We start from the raw sequence: 22929 nt of genomic DNA, 5'->3' as shown, positions 1-22929 counted from the left end.
GCCGAGGAGGCGGAACATTGAGTAGTGACAACCCTGTGTACGACGTGATCGTGGTCGGCGGCGGGCCAGGGGGCTCGACCGTGTCCACACTGGTGGCCAAGCAGGGCCATCGCGTGCTCCTGCTGGAGAAGGAGACCTTCCCCCGCTATCAGATCGGCGAGTCGCTGCTGCCGTCGACGGTCCATGGGATCTGCCGGATGCTGGGCGTCACCAAGGAACTCGAGGACGCGAACTTCATGGTGAAACGGGGCGGGACGCTGCTGTGGGGCAGCAATCCGGAACCGTGGACCTTCTCCTTCTCCATCTCGTCGAAGTTCTCCGGCGCCGGAGCGACGGCCTTCCAGGTCGAACGCATGAAGTTCGACAAGATCCTGCTGGACAACGCCCGGCGCAACGGCGTCGACGTGCGCGAGCGCTGCTCGGTGCTCGACGTCGTCGAGGACGAGTCCGGACGCGTGTGCGGCGTCACCTACACCGACCCGGACGGCGCACAGCGCGAGGCGCGGGCCCGGATCGTCGTGGACGCGTCCGGCAACAAGAGCCGCATCCACAGCCGGGTGCACAGCAAGCGGGTCTATTCGGAGTTCTTCCGGAACCTGGCGCTGTTCGGCTACTACCGCGGCGGCCGGCGCCTGCCGGCGCCCAACCGCGGCAACATCCTCGGCGTCGCGTTCGAACACGGCTGGTTCTGGTACATCCCGCTGACCGACGACCTGACGAGCGTCGGCGCCGTCCTGCTGCCGGACGCGCTGGACCGGGTGCAGGGCGACAAGGAGGCGGCCCTGAACGGCTTCATCGAGGACTGCCCGATGATCGCCGAGTACCTCGCCGACGCGCACCGGGTCACCAGCGGCACCTACGGCGAGATCCGGGTCCGAAAGGACTACTCCTACAGCCGCGAAAAGTTCTGGCGGCCAGGGCTGGTGCTGATCGGAGACGCGGCGTGCTTCATCGACCCGGTCTTCTCCTCCGGCGTCCACCTCGCGACCTACAGCGGGCTGCTGTCGGCCCGGTCCATCAACTCCGTCCTGGCGGGCACGGTCGACGAGACGGCCTCCTTCGACGAGTTCGAACGGCGCTACCGCAAGGAGTTCGCGCTGTTCCATGACTTCCTCGTCGCGTTCTACGACATGCACCAGGACGAGCAGTCCTATTTCTGGAAGGCCAAGAAGGTCACCAACAGCACGGCCGACCACTTCGAGTCGTTCGTCGAGCTGGTCGGCGGGGGCGCGTCAGCGGACACGGCGCTGTTCGAGGCCGGCTACGTCGAATCGCGCCAGGACGCGTTCCAGGAACTGTCCGACATCGTCGAGAAGCGGGAGACGGGGACGGGAGAGGAGCCTGACCTGTTCCAGTCCTCGCTGGTGAAGCCGATCCTCAAGGGCGGAGCCAACATCCAGGTCCAGGCCGCGCTCGGTTCGAACGCCGACGAGCACACGCCGATGTTCGAGGGCGGCCTGGTCTCGTCGGACGACGGGATGCACTGGGCCGTGCCGACCCGCAGCTGATCGATGGCCGGGGGCGCAATCCATGGGCGATGACTCCGCGCCGGTGCAGTTCCTGTCGGCGCACGCGCTGCAGGTCTTCCTGGTGCAGATCGGCGTGTTGCTGCTGCTCGCGCTCCTGCTGGGCCGGCTCGCCGGCCGGCTGCGCATGCCGGCGCTGATCGCGGAACTGCTGGCCGGGGTGCTGCTCGGGCCGTCGGTGCTCCACCACCTCCTGCCGGACGCCTCGGCCTGGCTGTTCCCACGCGACGCGCAGCAGTTCGCGATGCTCGACGCCATCGGGCAGGTGGGTGTGCTGCTGCTCGTCGGCGTGACCGGGGCCGGGTTGGACCTCCGGCACGCACGGTCCAGGGTGTCGACCGCGGCCTGGGTCAGCGGGCTGGGCCTGGTGATCCCGCTCGGGCTCGGCGTCCTGACCGGCGTCCTGCTGCCGACCGCGCTGACCGGCGCGTCCGGCGCGTCCGGCGCGTCCGGCGCGTCCGGCGCGGCCACGTTCCCCCTCTTCCTCGGCGTGGCGATGTGCGTGAGCGCCGTGCCGGTCATCGCGAAGATCCTCCTGGACATGAACCTCCTGGAGCGCAAGGTGGGGCAGCTGGCCCTGACCGCGGGCGTCATCGACGACGTCTTCGGCTGGTTCATGCTCTCGCTGGTCTCGTCCATGGCGACCGGGAGGTTGAGCGGCGGCGGTGTGACCAGGTCACTGGCGTCGCTCCTCGGCGTGGCGGCACTGGTGGTCGTGATCTGGAAGCTCTGCGCCCGCGGCGCCGAACGGCGCGGGGAGCGGGATGCCCGGCACACCCATCCGGCGGCGGGGGCGGCCCTGATCGTCAGCATGATCCTGCTGTCCGCCGCGGGGACCCACGCGCTGGGCCTGGAGGCCCTGCTCGGCGCGTTCCTGTGCGGGATGTTCGTCGGCCGGTTCGCTGATTCGTCCCTTCCCGGCCTCGCCGCCCTGCGCGCGATCGTGCTGTCGGTGTTCGCGCCGGTGTTCTTCGCGGTCGCGGGACTGCGCATGGATCTGACCCTGCTGGCCGACTGGGCGCTCCTGGGAACGGCGGTCATCATTCTGGCCGTCGCGGTCATCGGCAAGTTCCTCGGCGCGTTCCTCGGCGCCCGCATCTCCAGGCTCGGCAAATGGGAAGGGCTCGCACTCGGCGCGGGCATGAACGCGCGCGGGGTGGTCGAGGTGATGGTCGCGATGGTCGGGCTGCGGCTGGGCGTACTGAACACGGAGATGTACACGATCATCATCCTGGTCGCGTTGTTCACTTCACTGATGGCGCCGCCGATCCTGCGAATAGCGATGAAGAGGCTGCCGGATGAGGATCCCGTTTCAACAAAAGCAATGAGAGCAGCATTGTAGAACATCGAGCAGAAGAGAGGTATTCGCCATGACCACGGTCGCGGAACGACGTTATCCGGTGTCGTTGCAGCAGGAATTCCTCTGCATTTTCGACAAGGGGGACGATGCGGGCCCGTTCGGCCCTCGATACCACCACGTCGGCGGCTGGCGGGTCCGTGGCCGGATCGACGACGCGACGCTGCAGGCGGCGCTGGACGACGTCGTCCACCGGCACGAGGCCCTGCGGACGGTCATAGTGCGCGACGAGGGCGACCCGTACCTGCGGATCTCCGAGCCCGTCCCGGTGCGGCTGGAGACGAGGACGCTGCCGCGGACGCCGCCGGACCTGCGCGAGCTGGAGGCGGAGCGATTCCTCAACGAGATCGAGGGCGGCGAGTTCGACGTCCGGTCGCTGCCGCTGGTACGCGCGTTCCTCGGCAGGTTCGACGACGATGACGCCGTGCTCGCGCTCATGGTGCACCACACAGCCGTCGACTCGTGGTCGGTGATGCTGATGGTGCGCGACCTGGCCAACCGGTACGCGGCCCGGTCGGGGTATTCGGTGCCCGACCTCGCGCCTCCGCTGCAGTATCGCGAGTACGCCGCGATCCAGCGCGCGGAGACCGGCGGCGGCGCCAGGACGAGGGCGGCGCGCGAGTACTGGCGGCGCAAGCTCGACGGAGGCGAGATCATCGCACTCCCGACCGACCGGATGCGGTCGACCGCGCCGGATTTCCGCACCTCCTGGTACCGGTTCTCGGTGCCCGGCGAGCTGGCCTCCACCGCCCTCGCGCAGGCGTCCAAGCTCCGCGGCTCAGCGTTCATGGTGTTCCTGGCGGCGTTCAAGGTGATGATCCGCGACCTGACCGGCAAGACCGATCTGGTGGTGCCGACCTTCACGTCCGGTCGCTCGGGAAGCCGGATCCAGGACACGGTCGGCGCGTTCTTCAACTTCCTGCCGCTGCGCACCGACATCGCCGACTGCGCCGACTTCTCCGACGTCGTGCGCAAGTGCCGGACGACCTGCCTGGAGGCGTACCGGCACGAGCTGCCGCTGATGCAGTTGCTGGAGGAGGCGCCCGGCCTGATGCGGCCCGCCGCGGTCGACGGTTTGGCCGCGTCGGTGTTCCAGGTCGTCCAGTCGCCGTTCAGCATGAGATCGGACACCGTCGGCGATCTCAGTTACACCTCGATCAGCCGGCATCTGCTCTCGCTGCCCGTCGGTTCCGATATCCCGGACGGCTCTCTGTGGTCGCTCCAACTCGGCCCGAACGGGGAGCTGACCGGCAGCCTCGGCTACAGCAGCAATTTGCACGACGAGGCGCCGATGGTCGCCATGCTGGAGCGATATCTGGAAACGCTGCGGCGCTGTCTCACCTGACGGGCGCGCCGTTTCCTTTCCCGTCCGCACTCACGAAGAAGCACCACTTCGCCGCGGGTGAGAGGCTCGGAATGGAAGCGAGCCGAGCACTTACCACGACGGTCAGGACGCAACCCACGAGGAGAATTCATGGAAACCGCACAAGCTCTGTCCGCCTCGGAGGCGGTCCGCAGCGCGTCGGGTCTGGTGCCGGAGCTGCGCGCCAGGGCGGCCGAGGCCGAGCGGCAGCGGCGACTGGACGACGACCTGATCGACCTTCTGGACAAGGCCGGGATGCTCAAGCTGCGGGTCCCCGCGCGGCACGGCGGGCACGAGGTCGACATGCGGACCCTGGTCGCGACGATCGCCGAGCTGGGCCGCGGAGACGCCTCCGTGGCGTGGACGACGGCGGTCTGGTCGATCTGCAGCTGGCTCGCCTCGCTCTTTCCCGACGCGGTCCAGGACGAGGTCTTCGACGTTCCGGGCACTCGGATCTGCGGCCTGCTGAGCCCGACCGGAACCGCCGTCCCGCAGGACGGCGGTTTCCTGTTCAACGGCCGGTGGGCGTTCAACACCGGCGCCCTCCACAGCCACTGGAACGTCCTCATCGCGATGGCCCCGGCGCCCGGCGGCGACCAGCAGTGGCCCGTCATGGCGATCGCTCCGATGTCGGACATGTCCATCATCGACGACTGGCACACCAGCGGGTTGCGCGCGACCGGCAGCGTCACCACCGTCGCCACGGACCTGTTCATCCCCATGGAGCGGGTGCTGCCGCTCCCCGCGCTGCTCAGCGAGCAGTACGCCAGCGAGGCCAACGCCGGAAACCCGATCTTCCGCACCCCGCTGCTGCCGACCGCCTGCATGAGCGTGACCGGGACGGCGCTCGGGCTGGCCGCCGCGGCGAAGGAGGAGTTCCTGCGCCGGGCGCCCGAACGAAAGATCACCTACACCACCTACGAGCGCCAGCTCGAGGCGCCGATCACCCACCTGCAGCTCGCCGAGGCGCAGATGAGGATGGACGAGGCCGCCTTCCACGCCGAGCGCGCCGCCGCGGCCCTGGACGCCAAGAGCGCCGCCGGCGAGTCGTGGACGGTACAGGAGCGCGCACTGATCCGGCTGGACGCCTCTTCGGCGTGCGAGCTCGCGATGCGGGCCGTCGAGATCTTCAGCACCGCGAGCGGCGCGTCCTCGATCTACGACTCCGCCCCGATCCAGCGGATCCGGCGCGACATCCAGGCGATCAACCTGCACGCGATCCTGCACCCCAACACCAACCTCGAACTCTACGGCCGGGTCGCGCTCGGCCTGGAGCCCAACACCGTCTACCTGTAGGTCCGTCCGGGAGAAGCCGCGGGGTCGACCTGCGGCTTCCACCTATGTCCGGGCGGCCGTCAGGTGGTCGAGGCCCATTCCTTGAGGGCGTCGCGGGACTTGAAGTCGGCGACGTTCTTGTCGAGCGGCTTGGACGTGTACTGGTGGAAGAGCCACTTGTCCTTGATGAGCGGGTCGCCGGCCTCGCGGTAGTCGGCGATCCATAGCCCGTCGGCCTTGTAGTCGCCGGTGCTCTTCCTCGTCCACAGGTCGCGGTTGACGTACAGGATCAGCTTGTGGTCCGGGCGCAGCTTCTTCACCTCGCGCAGGAACTTGTCCTTCTGGGCGCTGGTGGCACGCCGTCCCTTCGGGTCGGTCTCCCAGTCCAGGGCCAGGATGTCGCCGTCCTCGGCGCCGCAGTTCTCGACGAAGTACCGGGCCTGCGCGGTGATCCGGGCCAGGCTCAGGCCCCGGCGGCCGAGCAGGAAGTGATAGAACCCCACTACGCAGCCGTCCCTGCGGGCCTGCGCGGCCTGCTTGGCCCGGCGGGGGTTGGTGTAGGTGCGCCCCTCGGTCGCCTTGACGATCACGAAGTCCAGTCCCTCGGACTCGAAGGAGGGGTTGTGGGATGAGACGTCGATGCCGTGAAGCACGACGGCCCCCTTTCGGCTGTCGCACCGACCCCTGAACCGCTTGTTCCTCCACCACCGATGCCGCCTACACGCGATTGGGTGACAAGCCCGTTCATCCTGGCCACACCGTCATGGCGTGGGTCACGGGTCATGGACGACGCGGGTGCGGTGGACGATCCTGGGGCCGCGGATCACGATGCGGGCCTCGGTCGTGGTGGCGATGGCCTCGCGGAGCGAGCCGGCGGCGATGGCGAGGAGTTCGGCCCGGAAGCCTGGTTCGACGCGGGCCGGCGGGAGGCCCATGACCCGCCGGGCGCCGTCGCTGACCAGGTCGTACGCCTGGTCGACGGTGAGGTGGCCGGCCATGACCAGCAACTGCGCGGTCTGGAGGGGGTCGCAGCGGCCCAACGGGTTGAACGGGTCCTGGACGTTGTCGCCGCCCGCCGCGACCAGCACGCCGGCGCGCAGCAGTTCTCCGACCGGGGCGAGGCCGCGCGGCGTGCCGGTCTGCAGGTCGCGGCCCTGGAGATAGAGGTTGGTCGGTGGGCAGACCACCACGCCGACGCCCGCCGCGGCGACCGTCCGGGAGACCTCCTCCTGGACGGCGGGCGTCCGCATCCCCAGACTCACGCAGTGGCTGGCCGTCACCGCGGGCGGCGCGCCAGGGGATCCGGCCAGATGGGCGAGAGCGGGCAGGTCGAGCGCGTCCCCGAGGTGCTCGTCCATGTGGAGGTCGACGGGTACGCCGTGTTCGGCGGCCATTGCCAGCACCGTCCGCAGGTGGTGGGCGGGGTCTTCGTCGATGTGCGGGGCGCCGCCGAGCATGTCCGCGCCCAGCGCCAGGGCGTCCCGCAGCCTGGACGGGGATTCGCTGCCTTCTCCGGTGAAGGAGTTGGCCATCGCCACCACCTGTACGTCGACGAGGCCGCGCAGCTCGTCGCGTACGTCCACCAGCGCCTCGACGGCGCGCAGCTCGACGCCGGGCCCGACGTCCGCGTGCGTGCGGATCGCCGTGACCCCGTACGACAGCCCGAGCAGCGCCGCACGCCGGGCGCGCCGGGCGATGTCCTCGGTGGTGAGCGTGGAGCGGTGCTCCCGCCAGGCGGCGACGGCGGCCGGCAGGTCCGCGTTCGGCACCGGCACCTCGTCGGCGGTCAGGGCCTTGTCGAGATGGGCGTGCGGTTCTGCGGGGGCCGGGAGCAGGACGTACCCGTCGAGGTCGGTGACCGTCTCGCCGGGCCGGGGGACGGCCCGGCCCGGCGCGGCGACCTCGGCGATGAGGTCGCCGGAGACGCGTACGTCGGCGCGCGAGCCGTCGGCCAGCGTCGCGCCTTGCAGCAGCAGACCCTCTGGCGGCATTCAGCCCTCCGTCACGTAGGGGACCTTGAACGTCCCGTCCACGATCTGCTTCTTGACCTTCTCCATCTCCTTGATAGCCGAAGTCAGCTTGCCGGTGGCGGGGTAGCCCGGGTTGAGCGTGAGGTCCACGCCGCCCTGGGCGAGGCCGAAGTGGTACTTCTTCCCGGGCTGCGTGCTGCCCTTGGACACGTCGTTCACCAGCGCCGTGTAGTAGGGGACGAGGTTGTACGTGACAGAGCCGACGAGATTCTTCGGCGCCAGGGACCGCATGTCGCCCATGTAGCCGAAGCCGCCGGTGTTGGTGGCCTTGATGGCCTGCACCATCCCGTTGGCCGGGCCTCCGCCGCAGGCGATGGCGACGTCGGAGCCCTGCTGATGCTGTGACATGGTCGCCTGCCTGCCCTTGGCGGCGTCGTTCCAATCCCCGATGTAGGTCGCGATCATCTTCGTGCCCTTGCGGACCCGTTGCGCGCCCAGCTCGAACGCCTTGAGCAGCGCGTGGCACAGCGCGATGTCCTGCCCGGCCGTCCCGCCGATGACGCCGCTGCGGGTGATGTCGCCGGCCAGCATTCCGGCGAGGTAGGACGCCTCGTACAGCGGTTCCTCCAGCAGCGCGACGTTGTCCGCGCCGGTGGAGCCGTACGTGGCGAAGTGGGTGTCGCCGAACTTCTTGGCCACCTCCAGCACCGCGTCGCCCCAGGTCGAGTGGGCGATGACCAGGTCGGTGCCGGACTGCGCGTACTGCGCGAGCACCCGGGAGATCCCCGCGGTGTCCTGCGGCGCGTTGGTCGTCACCTTGAGTTCGATCTTGCCTTCGGACTCCAGCCGCTTGGCCGCGCTGAGCGCCTGCCCGCACCACGGGTCGCTGGCCGTGCACGGCATCACCAGCGCGGTCTGCAGCTTGCCGTCGGCGGCGGCGTCACCGGACGAGTCGCCGCAGCCGACGGCTCCGAGCGCCGGAAGAAGCGCCGCGGCGGCGGCCACGGTCCTGGTCCTGAACTTGTCGAGCATGTCCTTCTCCAGTCGTCGTACGTCGGCGTATCTCTCTCAGGACGGGAGCCTTTCCGTGGGGCTAGGAGCTCCTGGCCTCCTTCCGGAACGGGATGCCGAGCGCGGACGGCTGCGCGGCACGGCGGCTGCGGATCGTCGCCGCGACCATCACCGTCAGCGTCACGACGTACGGCAGGGCCGCGAACATCTCGTACGGGACGGCGGAGTTGACCCCGCCGCTGATCGTCTGGACCCGGAGCTGGAGCGCGTCGGTGAGCCCGAACAGGAACGCGCCCGCCAGCACCAGCGCCGGGTTCCAGCGCCCGAAGATGACCAGCGCGATCGCGATCCAGCCGCGTCCGGCCGTCACGGTGTCCTCGAAGAGGTTGAGCTGGCCGACGACCAGCACCGCGCCGCCCAGCCCGGCCATCCCGCCGCAGACGAGCAGCGCGGTCCACCGCACCCGGCGGACGTCGACCGAGACCGAGTCGGCGGCCTCGGGACGTTCGCCCACGGCCCGGATCGAGAGGCCGAGGCGGGTGCGGTGCAGCAGCACCCACGTCCCGAGCGCCAGGACGAGCGCCACGTAGAACAGGAGGTTCTGCTGGAAGAGGATCTCCCCCACCACCGGGATGGAGCCCAGGAGCGGGACGTGCAGATCCGGGATGCCGGGGATCGTCGGCTGGTCGGCGCCGCCGAAGAGCCGCTCGAAGACGAACGCGCAGATCCCCTGGGCGAACAGCACGATCGCGATGCCGTTGATGATCTGGTCGGTGCGCAGCGTCACGCTCAGGAAGGCCATCAGCGCGCCGAGCACGACCCCCGCGACCGGACCCGCGACCGCTCCGGCGACCGAGCTCTCCAGGTAGTACGCGGCGAGGAACGACGCCAGCGCGCCGGAGAGCATCATGCCCTCCAGCCCGAGGTTGAGCACCCCGGCGCGCTCGGCGACCGTCTCCCCCACCGCGGCCAGCGCCGTGGGCATCGCCAGCGCCAGGCCGGTCTTGAACAGCACGATCAGGGCTGCGGATCCGAAGACCGCTGACCAGTCCATCCCCATCACCGTCACTCTCGGCCGAACCGGTCGGCGATCAGCAGGAACACGACGAAGACCCCGGTGATGGCGGCGACGATCGCGTACGGGAGGCCCTCCGTGACGCTCATCCCCTGGCCTCCGGTCACCAGCGCCGCGAGCAGCAGCCCGGCGACCAGCACCCCGGGCGCCTGGAGCCGTCCGAGCAGCGCGACGACGATCGCGGTGAACCCGTACCCCTGCGAGAGGTCCGGGTCCAGGCGGTCCGAGACGCCCAGGACCTGTAGCGCGCCGGCCAGCCCGGCGAGCCCGCCGGAGATCAGCATCAGCCGGACGACCATCCGTCCGGACGGCACGCCCGCCGCCTGCGCCGCCTCCTCGTTGAGCCCGAGCATCCGCACCTGGAAGCCGAACGGGGTGCGGGCGCTCACGTACCAGATCAGCGGGACCAGCACGAGCACGGCCAGCGCGCCGGCGTGGACCTGGAGGCCGGGAAGGTCGGGAAGGACCGCCCCCGCGGGCACCTGCTCGCCTTTGAGCGCCGAGGTGGTGGACGGATCGCGCAGCGGCTTCCGGATCACATAGCTGAAGATCAGCGTCGCGACGTAGTTGAGCAGCAGCGAGGTGATGACCACGTTGACGCCCCAGCGCGCCCGCAGCACCCCGACCGCGTACGCCCAGGCCGCGCCGCCGGCGACCCCCGCCGCCAGCGACGCGCTGATCAGGACCGGTGCGGACCCGGCGGGCAGCATGATCGCGGTCGTGCCCGACGCGAGCGCGCCCATGAAGAGCTGCCCCTCCGCGCCGATGTTGTAGACCCGTCCGCGGAACGCCAGCGCCAGGCCCAGCCCGATCAACACCAGCGGAACCGCCACGGTGAGCACCTGGCCCACACCGTACGGGGAGCCGAAGGCACTGTCGAGCAGCGCGCGGTACCCGGAAACGGGGTCGCCGCCCGCGATCACCATCAGCGCCCCGCCCGCCACCAACGCGAGGACGACGGCGACCGGCGTGGACACGACGGGTCGGCCCATCACCCCGCCGAGCCGGTCGGGAAGCGCGGAGTCCCGCCCCAGCCGCGCGCCGACCATCACGCCCCGCCTTTCTGAAGCGCAACCCCATGGCCCCCGGGGAGCAGGCGGGGCGGGAGCCCCGAAGACCCTCGGTTCGCTGTGGTCATCAGGCCTCCTCGAAGTCGGGGCTCGGAGCGTCGTCGGCGGAGCGGGCGGCCTCGGCGGCGTCGGGGGCCTGCGGTGGGTGGTTGAGGGCGCCGCCCATGGCCAGGCCGATCTGCTCGCGGTCGAGGTCCTCCCGTGGCCAGGACGCGACCAGCCGGCCCCGGTAGAGGACGCAGCACCGGTCGGCGATGCTCATGACCTCGTCCAGGTCGGTGGAGATGAGCAGGACGGCGAGTCCGGCGGCGCGGGCCTCGGCCAGCCGCTCCCAGACGAACTCGATCGCGCCGACGTCCAGGCCCCGGGTGGGTTGCGCGGCGACGAGGCAGCGCAGTCCCGCGCTCAGCGCCCGGGCGAGCACCGTGCGCTGGGCGTTGCCGCCGGAGAGCGTCCCGGCGAGCTGCGCCGGGGACGACACCGCGATCGAGAAGCGCTCGACCTCGGCCGCCCCGTGTTCCTCGATCGCCTGCCGGGAGACCCGGAGCGGGGTCCCGAACGGCGCCCGGCCGATCCGGTCGAGGACGAGGTTCTCGGCGACCGAGAGGCCGCCGACGATGCCGCGCCGGTTGCGGTCCGACGGGACGAGCCCGAGCCCGTGACCGAGCCGCGCGCCGGGCGGCAGATCGGTCACGTCCCGTCCGTCGAGGAGGACCCGTCCGGCCGCCGGCGCCCGCAGGCCCGTCAGGACCTCCTCCAGCTCGGGCTGCCCGTTGCCCTCCACGCCGGCGATCGCCACGATCTCGCCCGCCGCGACGGTGAAGCTCACGTCATGAAGCGCGATCGGGCCCCTGTCCCCGTTCGCCCTGATCCCGTCGACGGTGAGCACCGTCTCCTTCCGGACGGACGGGCCCGTCCGCGGCGCGACCGTGCCCACGTCGCGGCCGACCATCAGGCGGGCGAGCTCCGGCTCGGACGTCGCGGCCGGATCCAGGACGCCGACCCGCGTGCCGCGCCTCAGCACGGTGATGCGGTCGGCCCAGCGCATGACGTCGCCGAGGTGATGGGTGATGAACACGACGGCCGCGCCCTCCCGCGCCATCGCGCGCAGCCGGGGGAACAGCCGCTCGCTCTCCACCGGGGCGAGCGTCGAGGTGGGCTCGTCGAGGATGAGGACGCGCGCCTCGTGGTAGAGCGCCCGCAGGATCTCCACCCGCTGCTGCTCCCCGACCGAGAGCTGCCAGACCTTGGCGTGCGGGTCGACGTCCAGCTCATACCGCCGGGCGAGCTCCGCCAGCCGGTCGGCCACCGCCGCCAGCCGCCGCCGGCCGAGGAACAGCCCGCCGGGCCTGCCGAGGACCATGTTCTCGGCGACCGTCAGCGTCGGGACGAGCATGAAGTGCTGGTGCACCATCCCGATGCCCTCGGCGGCCGCGTCGCGCGGCGCGGCGAACCGCACCGCCCGCCCGCCGATCTCGATCGTCCCGGCGTCGGGCCTGGTCATCCCGTACAGGACGTTCATCAGCGTGGTCTTGCCCGCGCCGTTCTCGCCGAGCAGCGCGTGCACCTCACCGGGCCGCAGTTCCAGGTCCACCCCGTCGAGCGCGCGCACGTCCCCGTACCGCTTGACGATGCCGCGCATGACCAGCGGCTTGCCTGCCGGTGGTGTACGCATCGGTTGCTCCCTCCCTCCAGCGACGACTGCTCGGGCTCCATGGGAAACCCGCGGGCTCCACGGCGGTGTGCCGGGTTCATCAGGGGTTTCCAGCGCGAGCACCCGGTCTTCGGACGTCCAGCCGGGACGCCACCTCGGCGTGGAAGCGCGCCATGGTCTCCCGCACCTCCCCGCCCGGCGGGACGAACGGCACGATCACCACCTGGGCGATCTGCGGGAATCCGGCGAGCAGACGGGCCAGCGCCGCCCGGCAGTGCTCCGGGGTGCCGGCGAGCCCGAAACGCTGCAGGACGTCCTCCGGGAGCAGCTTCCCGGCGGCGGTGACGGCGGCGCGCTCCAAGCTCCACCCGTGCGCCTCCATCGCGGCGGCGAACCGTCCCGGCAGCTCGACGCCGAGCTCGCCGAGGATCGGGCGGCTGGTGGCGAGCGAGGTCGCCACCATCGGCCGGATCGCGTCCAGCGCCGCGCCCGGATCGTCGGCGACGCAGCAGTAGAACCAGGCCACCAGCCGCACCTCGCCGAGCGCCCGCCCGGCCCGCTCCGCGCCGCGGGCGATCCGTCCGGTGGCATACGACCAGCCCTCCGGGGTGGCGAGGTTGCCGACGATGACCCCGTCCGCGACCTCCCCCGCCACCTCAAGGACGCGCGGGCCGCGGGCCCCGACATAGATCGGAACGTCCGCGCGGACGGGCGCGAAGTCGAGCCGTGCCCCGTCCGTGCGGACCACGCGCCCGTCGAGCGTCACCTCCTCGCCGGCGAGGAGGGCCCGGGTCACGGCGACGGCCTCGCGGAGCGCGGCGGCGGGCGCGTCCCGCCGGACGCCCAGCGGGCGGTGCCCGGTCCCGCCGGTCCCGAGGCCGAGCACCGCCCGGCCGCCGGACAGCTCGTCGAGCGTGGCCACGGCCGAGGCCAGCAGCGCCGGATGGCGGGTGTACGGGTTGGTCACGCCGGGCCCGAGCGCGACCCGGGAGGTCGCGCCGGCGATCGCGGCCAGCAGCGCGATCGGGTCCCGCTGCAGCCGGTCGTCGTTGACCCACACGTTGTCGTACCCGAGCGCTTCGGCCTCGCGGGCCAGCGCGATCGTCTCCCGCACCGGCAGATCACCGGGCAGCGCCACCCCCAACGCGGGCTGGTCGGTCATACGAGGTCCAAGCGGAGGTTGAGGTGACCGTCCACCCAGAGGTGCTGGCCCGGGTGGACGAGCACCGTCGTGTCGACCGCCTCGATGATGGCGGGCCCGGCGAGGCGGTTGCCCGGACGCAGCTTCGCCGCCTCGTAGGTCGGGACCGTCTCGGACGTGCCAGGCCCCAAGTGCACCAACCGTTCTCCCGAGCGCGCCGCCGAGGCGTCTTTGCCCTCGTCCGGCAGCGGCGCGGGCTCGGGGATGCCGAGACCTGCGACCGCCTCGACCGAGAAGGTCATGGCCTCCACACCGGCCTTCCGGTAGGCGGTGCCGGGGCCGTACGTGTCCTCGTAGGAAGTGGTGAAGCGTTCGATGACCCGTTCGCCGCCGTCCGCCGCGGCGAGGTCGGCGTCCTCGACCGGGACCCGGACCGTGTGCACCTGCCCGCGGAACTGCAGGTCGACGAAGCGCCGCAGGGTGAGGTCGTGCACCGGCAGGTTCGCCGCGGCGAAGTCCTCGCGCAGCCCGGCGGCCAGGCCGTCGAACGTCGTCCGCCATCGGGCCAGGTCGAACGGCGCCCGCGCCGGGTCGGACACCTGGGCGATGCGCTTGGCGTCGCTCAGCCCGATGCCCATGGCGGAGAAGACGGCCGCCTCGCGCGGCACGACGACGTGGCGGCAGCCCAGCGTGGCGGCGTACGCACCGGCGTGCAGCCCGCCCGCGCCGCCGTACGCGAGCACCGTGAGCCGCGCCGGATCGAGGCCGCGCTCCACCGTCACCCGGCGGATGAGGTCGGCCATCTGCGCGTCCACGATGCCGATGACCCGGGCCGCCGCCTCCTCCGGCGTCAGCCCGAGCGGCTCGGCGACATGCTCCCGGACGGCCTCGCGGGCCGCGTCCGCGTCGAGCCGTATCCGGCCGCCGAGGAAGTTGGCGGGGTCGATGCGGCCGAGGACGACGTTGGCGTCGGTGACGGTCGGCTCTGTGCCGCCCGCGCCGTAGCAGACGGGCCCCGGCGAGGCGCCGGCGCTCCGAGGTCCGACCTTGAGGACGCCGGTCCCCTTCTCCACCCAGGCGATGCTGCCGCCGCCCGCGCCGATCGACGCGACGTCGATGATCGGCAGCGCGACGGGATGCTGGGCGAAGATCGGCGCCTCCGCGTACGCGGGCTCGCCGTCCACCACCATCCCGATGTCGAAGCTCGTACCTCCGACGTCCGTCGCGATCACCCGGTCGAAGCCGAGCCGCGCGGCGAGGTTCCGCGCGCCGAGCATCCCGCCGGCCGGGCCGGACGACAGCAGCGCCACGCCCCGCTCGCGGGCCTCCTCGATCGACGAGACGCCGCCCGAGGAGTGCATCACAGTGATCGCGCCCCGGTGCCCCTTGTCCCGCAGCCGCTCGGCCATGATGTCGAGATAGCGATGCACGCCGGGGGTCAGGTAGGCGTTGAGCACGGTCGTCGACGTCCGCTCGTACTCCCGGATCACCGGCGCGAGGTCGCTGGACGCGGTGACGAACCAGCCGTCCTCGCCGTCGCCGAGCCATTCGCGCAGCTTCCGCTCGTGCTCGGGGTTGAGGAACGACCACAGCAGGCTGACGGCGATCGACTCGACGCCGGCGTCCCGTAGCCGCTTGCGCAGCCCGTCCGGGCCTTCCAGCCGGTCGAGCTTCAGCGGCGCCACGATCTGGCCGGCGCGGTCCACCCGCTCGTCGATGCCGTGGACGCTCGTCCGCGGCACCAGCGGCTCGGCCTTGGACAGCCCGGCGACGTTGATGATCTCGGCCTCGGAGAGCCCGGCCACCTTCTGGACGGTCCGCCCGATGAGCATCACGTCCTCATGGCCGCGGGTGGTGAGCAGTGCGGTGCGCGGGCCGGTCCTGGTGATCAGGATGTTGGTGGCGACGGTGGTGCCGTGCGCGAACAGGGTGGTGTCGGCCAGCAGCGTCCCCAGCGGCATGCCGAGTTGCCGGGCGGCCTGGGCGACGGCGTCCAGGACGCCCTGCTCGAACTGCGGCGGCGTCGACGGCGCCTTCGCGCGGGTGGCGGTGCCGTTCCCGTCCAGCACGACGCAGTCGGTGAACGTGCCGCCGCTGTCGACGGCGATGACGTAGCTCATGTGCGGTTCTCCCCCTGCCGCGCGTCGTCCAGGGCCAGGCGGGCGTCGTCCAGGACCGGATCGCCGGGACGGGCGATCTCGATCTCCAGAAGCGCCAGGCAGCCAGGGCAGTAGAACTCGCGCAGCTCGAATCGGGCGCCGTTGATCTTGTGCGGGTTGACCTCCGGGCCGATCCGCTGCACCGGAAAGCGCGCCTGCGCGGCGAGCTCCTTGTACGGACGCTCGGCGGCGCCGAGCACATGCCCGCACCGGCACCGATACACCGCCCCCTCGCCAGACGAACCGGAGTGACCACGAAACAACAGCTCACTCAACCGCTCCCCGGCAACGGCATCCCCGCTCCCTCCGGAGTCACCCGGCAGCCCCCCACCGGCAGAACGCGGCGGGACGGCGGCCTCGGCGGGGTTGGGCAGGCCGGCGGCGGTGGCGCGTTCGTGGCGGAGGTCGGCGCGGCGGCGGGCGGTGGCGGCGAGGTCCACCTCGAGAGTGCCAGGGGCCAGGACGACGCCCCAGACGCGCTCCGCCCACTCGCGGCTGACGAGGAAGGCGCCGACGTCCCGGGCGACGAGCGCGGGGTCGCGCTCCAGCGGGTCTCCGTAACCGCCGCCGCCCATGGACACGACCCGGTACACGTCATCGGACCGCATCGACGTGGCGGCGAACGCGCCGAAGACCTCCAGCGTGCCGTCGAGGTCGTCGAGTTCCTGCGGAACCTCACCCCGCGCGAGGCGTGCTCGGACGTCCGACCCGCGCACGATGGCGAACTGGTTCGTCGTGGACGGGTAGCCGCCGCACAGACCAGGCGATTCGGGCTGCTCCACCCCGAACGTGTGAAGGATCTTGGTCGGGATCTCCTCGACCCCGTGGACGATGTACATCATGCTGGGCCCGGCGCCGCCCCGGTACTTGCCCGGCCCGCCGGAGTCGCGGGTCTGCCGCCGGTAGAGGTACAGGATGGGGTAGCGCAGCTCGTAGCTCTCGACGTTGGCGATGGTCGCGCGCAGCGAGCTGGTGTGCCCGCCCGTGTCGATGCCGTCGCGGGTGGCGAGCGCGCCCCCGCCGCCGGCCATGCCGTCCAGCAGCGGACCGCCGAAGCGCTCGCCGTCGGCCTCGTACCCGAACAGCTCCTCCAGCGCCTTGACGCCCTGCCACCCCGCCATCGCGCGGTGCCGGTGCAGGTCGCTGGCGGCGAGCATCTTGCCGCAGGTGATGCTGGCCAGGTTGCGGACCTCCCAGATGGAGGTCGTGGTGGACTTGGAGACGCCGGCGGGACGGGCCGCGTCCACGACCGAGCCCTCGCGGGACTCGATGGTCAGCGCCCGCCGTACGCCCGCCGGTGACCACGGGATGTCCCAGCACAGGTAGACCAGGACCGCGGCGAGGACCCCGCCGTGCAGCGCGGGCCGCGCGCAGTTGATGACGGCGGGCGCCTGGTCGGCCGTCTCGGTGAAGTCGAAGGCGAGGTGCTCGCCCTCTTTGCGCATCGTGACGTGGCAGTCGTAGATGTCGTCGCCGAACTCGATATACGCGCGGTGCCGCCACGTGCCGTCCGGCAGCTCGGCGAGCCGTGCCCGCAGCCGCCATTCGGTGTAGTCGATGACGTCTTCCATCGCGGCGAGCACCGTCTCGGCGCCGAACTCGCGCAGCGTCTCCACCAGGCGGGTGCGGATGACCTGCACCGCCGCGACCTTCGCCCGCAGGTCGAGGCCGAGCAGCTCGGGCAGCCGCGAGTTGTTGAGATAGGTGTTCTCGACGTCCCGCCGGAACCTGCCGCCCTCGTACACCTTGATCGGCCCGATCAGCGGCTGCTCCCCGTAGATGTCGGCGGCGTCCGGCTGGACCTGGCCTGCGGTCGGACCTCCGACGTCGATGGCGTGCAGCGACGCGCCCGCCCACGCCACCAGGTCGCCTTCGTAGAAGATCGGCGCGACGACCTGGACGCAGTTCTGGTGGCAGACCGAGACGTACGGGTCGTTGCATAGGAACACGTCGCCGTCCGCGAAGCCCGGATTGTCGGCGTACGACTCCAGCAGGTGCTTGACGTGCGCCGACAGGGTCGTCGCCTGCGCGCAGATGAAATTGTCGATGTAGACCAGGTCGCCGTTCGCCGTCATCAGCCCGGTGTTCATGTCGAACACCTCCGTGGCCACCGGCGAGCCCGACAGCCTGCTGATCGTCAGCGCGCCCTCGTCGTTGATGTACCAGAGGCGGTGCCTGACGATCTCGAACACCGACGGGTCGAGCCGCAGCCGCCGTCCGGCCTGAGCTCCGACCGTCATGCCGACGCCTCCACGGCCTCCGGCGACATGACCACGGAGGGCAGCTCGCCGAGCGTGACGACGGCGCCGAAGTAGGTCTCCACCTTGGCGAGCGTGTCCTCGTGGAACCGCTTGCGGGGCCCGGCCACGCACTCGCGGACGACGATCACGTCGAGGTCGCGGTAGTACCCGTCGCGGATCGTGGTCTCGACGCAGAAGTCGGTGTTGCAGCCGGAGATGATGATCTGCTCGATGCCCAGCATCCGCAGCTTTGTGTCGAGCGTCGTCTCGAAGAACACCGACGCGCGGTGCTTCTCGACGATGATGTCCTCGGGACGGAGGACGGCGGTCACCTCGTCCACGAAGTCGACCTCCCAGGTGCCGCGCAGGCACGGCGCCCACTTCTGCTTGTCGATGTGGGACGGAATGCTGCGGCGTTGCCGGGTCACGTCCTCCGGGTAATGGATCTGCTGCGACCACAGGATCGGCATCCCGTAACCCCGGCACATCTCCACCAGTTCGAGGATCCAGGGCAGGGCCGCCCGCTGGTTGGCGGTGCCGATCCCCGCCTTCTCCATCCGGCTCTCGGGGTCGCAGAACCCCTTCTGCATGTCGATGACCAACAGTGCGGTGCGGGACGGATCGATGTACGGCTTGGTCGCCGGAACGTCGGTCATGCGCTTCCAATCTCGTTTCGTCGCCTGCAGTGCAGGCCGTTTTCGCGTATTTCGCGTGTGGGACACGGTCATGCAAGGCTGGCATTGTCATACGCGGCGGAATTGCCAATACGCGGCAGGTTTTGGTTATGCGCGGCGAACTCGGTTATGCGCGGCGGATTGCCCATGTGCGCGCGCCAAGCTCAGCCATGCGGAACGATCGTGTGGTCGTGCGGAACGGACTCGGCTAGGCGCGCTAGCTCGGCCATGCGCGCGGGACGTTCGATCGTGCGGGGCGGACGTGTTTGTTCGGGGCGGACTCGGTCATGCGCGAGGGGCGGACGGGAGGGGATGGCCGTCACGGGCGCGGCACGCTCGGGCGGCGATGATGTCGATGACCAGGCGTGCGGCGACACGTGCGGTGTTGCCGGAGGCGTCGAGCATCGGCGCCACCTCGACGCAGTCCGCGGCGCAGATCGGCCCGGCGGCCACGATCTCCAGGGCCCGGACGATCTCCCGTCCGGTCAGTCCTCCTATCTCTGGTCCACAGGTGCCCGAGACGTACGCGCCGTCGAGGACGTCGATGTCGATGGAGAGGTAGACGCCCGCGGTGCCGTCGGACGCGGCGGCCAGGGCACGGCGGGCCACCTCGTCGATCCCCAGCCGGTCCACGTCGCGGACGGTGAAGACCCGCACGCCGTACTCCTCGGCGATGTCCTTCTCGTACTTCGGGTTGGCCGCCCCGTGGATGCCGACCAGGACGACGTTGCTCCCGTCGACGTTCGGCAGGTCGAGCACCCGGTGCACGGGTGAGCAGTGCGAAAGCGGCTCCCCGTCGATGTCCGGCGCGGTGTCGAGGTGGGTGTCGAACATGATGAAACCCATCGGCCCATCTAGGTGCCGCGCGAGGGCCCGGGCTCCGGGGATGGTGGTCATGTTGTCGCCGCCCAGCAGTACCGGGAAGCAGCCGGCGGCGTAGAGCTCGTCCAGCGCCCGCTCCGCCCGCTCGACCGTGACGGCGGCGCGGCCGGGAGCGCCGTCCACGTCACCGCAGTCGACGATCTTGAGATGGTCGGAGACGGTGACGTCGTAGTCGAAGTGGTAGCCGGCGCCGAACGAGAAGTGCGACGAGGCGTCGCGGATCGCGCGCGGGCCGTGGCTCGCACCCGGACGCGTGACGGTCGTGCTGTCGTACGGAAGCCCGAGGACCGCCACGTTCGCGCCAACTGATCGGAGCTCGGATCTCTCCGGAGCCACGTGGGGGGACTGGAGAAACGTCGCGATGCCTGCGTGCAGGATTGCCACTGATTTCAGCCCTTCTCGGGGTTTGAGGTAAGAGGTCGGACCTCTGTGCACTCATTCTTAGCCGCCCGGTCCGCGGCCGTCAATACCCTCACCGGCGCCGTTCGGCCGCCGTGTCCCCGAAACCGGGCCGCGGCTCGTCTTCTGGCGCGAGCGGAGAGCAATGGAAATGCCAGATCTTCCAGACGCGCCCGCCCTCGCCGTCGTCGCGCCGCAGGACGCACGTCTCGCGGAAACGCACGCGTACCGTCCGTCCATCGCCGTCGTACAGCGGAACGACCGCGTCCAGCGTGGCCGACCCCGATCCGTCCCCGGTGACCTCGAACGGCAGCGCGCCCTCCGACGTCACGTACGCCATGTCCCCGTCGACGACGACCCTGATGTCCCAGAGCCGGGGCGGCTCGGTGGGCACAAGCCGCCCCTTGTAGTACTGGAAGAGCGCGATCTTCTCGTTGAGCCCGTAATAGGGATGGCCGTTGAGATTCCACATGAGGTAGCCGGGGGCGAAGCACTCGCGCATCCGCTCGACGTCCAGTCCCTGGTTCGCCTCCCACCACTGCCCGTGAACCCGCCGCACTTCCCGCACATCCGCCACCGGCCCGAAATCGCTCCCGCCAAGCCCCAGCTCAGGCCCCGCCACATCGCGCCGAACACTCACCGGAGCCCGCCCGCGATCACCCGCCAGGGACTCCCGCCTGTGCCATGGCACCTCACGCCCGCCCTCCTCCGGCCCTCCAGGTTCGTTGGCGACAAGCCCCTGCTCAGGCTCCGACACCTTGCGTGGACGGTCCTTCGCGGGCAGCCCGTGATCGTCCGTGTTCCGATCCCGCTCAACCGACATCTAGCTCTCCTTCACACTTCGACTCGTACATCTGCTCGACGTCCAGCCTCTGGTCCGCCTTCCTCCACAGGGCGCGAACCCGCCGCGCGACACGCACGTCCGCCAGCGGCCACCATCACCCGCGCGGCACCCCTGACCAGCCCCGACACCGTGCGCTCCCGGCCGGTAGCCGGGTAGGAGAGTGCCCGCGTCGAGGACGACGGTGCGACCACTCACCGCCAGTGAGTCGATCCCGGTCAATCGACATCTCGCTCCTTTGCTCACTCGGCTTGCTCAGCGCCGGCCCACGGAGGCCATGGCGCGTCCGCCTCGGCGGTGGCGTGTCTCAGCACGGATTCGGTCGTCGGGACGGGATCGCTTGTGGCGCGATCATTGATCGGCTCGTACAGCCCGGGAGATCCTCGGGGGGCGGCGTCCGGTGGTCGGAGGTTGGCGTGCGGGAAGGGTCGTCTGAGGCGGTCAGTCCCTGCTGCGGTCACGTATCAGCTGGTCGTGGCCTTGCGGAGCTCGGTCAGGACGACAGGATCGATGCGGTCGGCGCCACGGACGCGCTCCTCAAGGTTCTCCACACCAGCCCACGCGAATAGATCTGCCGCCAGGTCGCCCTCGTCATGCCCGAGCGTCCCCAGGCGATCGCGCAGCTCGGCGCGCAGCGGATCATCCACGGTGAGCCAGCGGTCCTCCGGCGTATGGCCGAAGTAGAGCTCGTGCAGCCCGCGCAACCTGCGCAGCTCGACCAGCGGCTGCGGGTGGTCGTCGACGCGAAGGTCCATCACGACGCTCGCGCCGCCGTATCCGCCGCCCTCGCGCACCACCCGCAGGACTGCGGACTGCTGGCCGCGGCGATCGCCGCCCGCCGCCTGACCTGCCTCCATCGCGGCGAGCAGCCGGTCGCCCAGCGGCTGCCCCGCTCGCGACTCGTGCTCGGACGCCAGGTCGTCGAGCGTGGCGGCGGACACGAGCATGTTGCCCTGGGCCGCGTAGCCGTCGCCGACCCGGCCGCCCGCCCAGTCCATGCAGCCCGAACCGGTGTACGTTGCGGAGCCGCCCGCGGCGTCCACTATCCCGAGTTGGCGCAGCTCACGCCCGTCGTCGCCGGCCAGCAGTCGGTCGAGTGCCTCGGTGGCGGACGCGCCGCCCGCCAGCAGCCGCAAGCCCTCCTCTCCATGCGCGGCATGGATGAACGACTGGGTTGCGACGGCGCCGACCTCGGCCTCGGCCCACGCGCTGAGGGCGCCGATGGCCAGGAACCGGGAGGCGATCGCGACCCCCCACTCCCGCCGGACGGGGTCGCAGGCAACGATCGAGAACGTGGCGGACCTCATGGCGGCTCCCTGGTTCGACCTCCGACGTCAGGTCATCAAAGACTGGTATTCGTCCGAATGTCAACGGGGCGCGGTATCATGAGGATGGAGGTCCAACCCTTTTCGGCTGGACGGCGCTCACGCTGCCGGAACCGTGCGTCCACCGCACGGAGCGCGGGCGGTAACAACAGAACGCCGGCGACGAAGACCGGTGTGAGACACGGATTGGGGCACGACAGGTGACGCCGATGTCGCAGGGTGAGCCCAGGCTTGAGCCGCTGCGCTCTGAACCGATCAAGGAACGTGTGATCCGCGAGCTGTCCCGGCAGATCGAAGAGGGCACGTTCCAGCCCGGCGAGCAGCTGCCGAACGAGCGCAGCATGAGCGAGCAGCTCAAGGTCAGCCGGGGCACGGTCCGGGAGGCACTGCAGTTCTTGCAGACCCTGGGACTGGTGGAGATCCGGCACGGCGTCGGAACCTTCGTCCGCTCCTCGGGCGACTCGCGGCCGTTGCGGACCGAGTGGCGCCAGTGGACCGCCCGGCACGCCGATCAAGTCCACGACATGCTCGAGGTGCGCAAGGGCCTGGAGTCCTTCGCCGCCGAACTCGCCGCCAAGCGCGCCACCGAGACGGACCTCGCGGCCCTCGACAAGGCGTTCGCCCACATGGAGGCCGCGTTCCAAGACCGCGACCTGATCGCGATGGTGCAGGCCGACGTCGCGTTCCACCGCGCGTTGATCGCCGGCGCGCACAACGAGGCGCTGCTCGAGCTCGCGAACACCATGGGCGAGCAGCTTCTGCCGGAGCGCGGCGCCACATGGGACCTGCCCGAACGGCCCGAGAAGTCCATCGCCGAACATCGCGCCATCCGCGACGCGATCCGCTCCCGGCGCGGCGAACTCGCGCGCTGGCACGTCATCGCCCACCTGGAGAGCGTCGAGCAGGACATCGCCGGCTCCATAGCCCCCGACAACCGCTCGACTTCCTCCCGTCTCTTATCCACAGC

General features: G+C 70.8%; 18 protein-coding genes. 5 read left to right on the top strand and 13 right to left on the bottom strand.

The genetic code is table 11. From position 1 onward, the window contains the following. The first annotated feature begins 17 nt into the window (after positions 1–17). The 4 genes from E1287_RS18260 to E1287_RS18245 all read left to right on the top strand — a co-directional run bounded on the left by E1287_RS18260 (position 18) and on the right by E1287_RS18245 (position 5542). Positions 18–1508 carry a tryptophan 7-halogenase gene (locus E1287_RS18260; RefSeq protein WP_131966159.1) on the top strand — a complete coding sequence of 497 codons (1491 nt, stop codon included), beginning with the start codon at positions 18–20 and terminating at the stop codon, positions 1506–1508. Between the two features lie 22 nt (positions 1509–1530). Then, positions 1531–2868, top strand: coding sequence for a cation:proton antiporter (locus tag E1287_RS18255; protein ID WP_131966158.1), 1338 nt, complete (start codon positions 1531–1533; stop codon positions 2866–2868). A 28-nt stretch (positions 2869–2896) separates the two neighbouring features. Next, complete coding sequence (locus tag E1287_RS18250; protein WP_131966157.1) at positions 2897–4228, top strand: condensation domain-containing protein; 1332 nt, start codon at positions 2897–2899, stop codon at positions 4226–4228. A gap of 129 nt (positions 4229–4357) precedes the next feature. Beyond that, positions 4358–5542, top strand: coding sequence for an acyl-CoA dehydrogenase family protein (locus E1287_RS18245; protein ID WP_131966156.1), 1185 nt, complete (start codon positions 4358–4360; stop codon positions 5540–5542). Positions 5543–5601: 59 nt separating this feature from the next. Here E1287_RS18245 and E1287_RS18240 read toward each other — a convergent pair whose 3' ends face one another. The 13 genes from E1287_RS18240 to E1287_RS18180 form a co-directional block, all read right to left on the bottom strand. Next, positions 5602–6174, bottom strand: a complete 573-nt coding sequence (locus tag E1287_RS18240; RefSeq protein WP_131966155.1) for a glycoside hydrolase family 25 protein — start codon at positions 6172–6174, stop codon at positions 5602–5604. Between the two features lie 120 nt (positions 6175–6294). Next, positions 6295–7512: an amidohydrolase family protein gene (locus E1287_RS18235; RefSeq protein ID WP_131966154.1), complete on the bottom strand. Its 1218-nt coding sequence runs from the start codon at positions 7510–7512 to the stop codon at positions 6295–6297. After that, positions 7513–8523: a BMP family protein gene (locus tag E1287_RS18230; RefSeq protein WP_131966153.1), complete on the bottom strand. Its 1011-nt coding sequence runs from the start codon at positions 8521–8523 to the stop codon at positions 7513–7515. A gap of 61 nt (positions 8524–8584) precedes the next feature. Next, entirely contained in the window at positions 8585–9556 is a 972-nt protein-coding gene (locus E1287_RS18225; RefSeq protein ID WP_165969073.1) for an ABC transporter permease, read from the bottom strand. An 11-nt stretch (positions 9557–9567) separates the two neighbouring features. Continuing rightward, positions 9568–10626, bottom strand: a complete 1059-nt coding sequence (locus E1287_RS18220; RefSeq protein ID WP_131966151.1) for an ABC transporter permease — start codon at positions 10624–10626, stop codon at positions 9568–9570. Positions 10627–10714: 88 nt separating this feature from the next. Next, the gene (locus E1287_RS18215; protein WP_207934293.1) at positions 10715–12322 is read right to left on the bottom strand and encodes an ABC transporter ATP-binding protein; all 1608 of its coding nucleotides are present in this window, start codon (positions 12320–12322) and stop codon (positions 10715–10717) included. Positions 12323–12401: 79 nt separating this feature from the next. Continuing rightward, positions 12402–13463 carry an LLM class flavin-dependent oxidoreductase gene (locus E1287_RS18210; protein WP_165969072.1) on the bottom strand — a complete coding sequence of 354 codons (1062 nt, stop codon included), beginning with the start codon at positions 13461–13463 and terminating at the stop codon, positions 12402–12404. Beyond that, positions 13460–15562 (bottom strand): hydantoinase/oxoprolinase family protein, encoded by a 2103-nt coding sequence (locus E1287_RS18205; RefSeq protein ID WP_131966150.1) that lies wholly within the window; start codon positions 15560–15562, stop codon positions 13460–13462. Before E1287_RS18205 ends, E1287_RS18210 begins: the two co-directional genes overlap by 4 nt. Further along, positions 15559–17841 (bottom strand): hydantoinase B/oxoprolinase family protein, encoded by a 2283-nt coding sequence (locus E1287_RS18200; protein ID WP_131966149.1) that lies wholly within the window; start codon positions 17839–17841, stop codon positions 15559–15561. The genes E1287_RS18205 and E1287_RS18200 overlap by 4 nt, the downstream gene beginning before the upstream one ends. Then, positions 17838–18497, bottom strand: a complete 660-nt coding sequence (locus E1287_RS18195) for an isochorismatase family cysteine hydrolase (RefSeq protein WP_165969071.1) — start codon at positions 18495–18497, stop codon at positions 17838–17840. Before E1287_RS18195 ends, E1287_RS18200 begins: the two co-directional genes overlap by 4 nt. A 303-nt stretch (positions 18498–18800) precedes the next feature. Then, complete coding sequence (locus tag E1287_RS18190) at positions 18801–19691, bottom strand: agmatinase family protein (protein ID WP_207934292.1); 891 nt, start codon at positions 19689–19691, stop codon at positions 18801–18803. A 178-nt stretch (positions 19692–19869) separates the two neighbouring features. Beyond that, a complete protein-coding gene (locus tag E1287_RS43795; RefSeq protein ID WP_165969069.1) occupies positions 19870–20355 on the bottom strand; it encodes a nuclear transport factor 2 family protein in 486 nt (161 codons plus the stop codon). 746 nt (positions 20356–21101) lie between these two features. Further along, positions 21102–21944, bottom strand: coding sequence for a DUF1028 domain-containing protein (locus E1287_RS18180; RefSeq protein ID WP_131966145.1), 843 nt, complete (start codon positions 21942–21944; stop codon positions 21102–21104). A gap of 227 nt (positions 21945–22171) precedes the next feature. Here E1287_RS18180 and E1287_RS18175 point away from each other — a divergent pair. Further along, a partial coding sequence (locus tag E1287_RS18175) for a FadR/GntR family transcriptional regulator (protein WP_131966144.1) occupies positions 22172–22929 on the top strand: 758 nt, incomplete at its 3' end.

This window comes from Actinomadura sp. KC06, from assembly GCF_004348735.1.
Lineage (GTDB): Bacteria > Actinomycetota > Actinomycetes > Streptosporangiales > Streptosporangiaceae > Spirillospora.
This window is presented reverse-complemented; position numbering and strand designations above follow the sequence as displayed.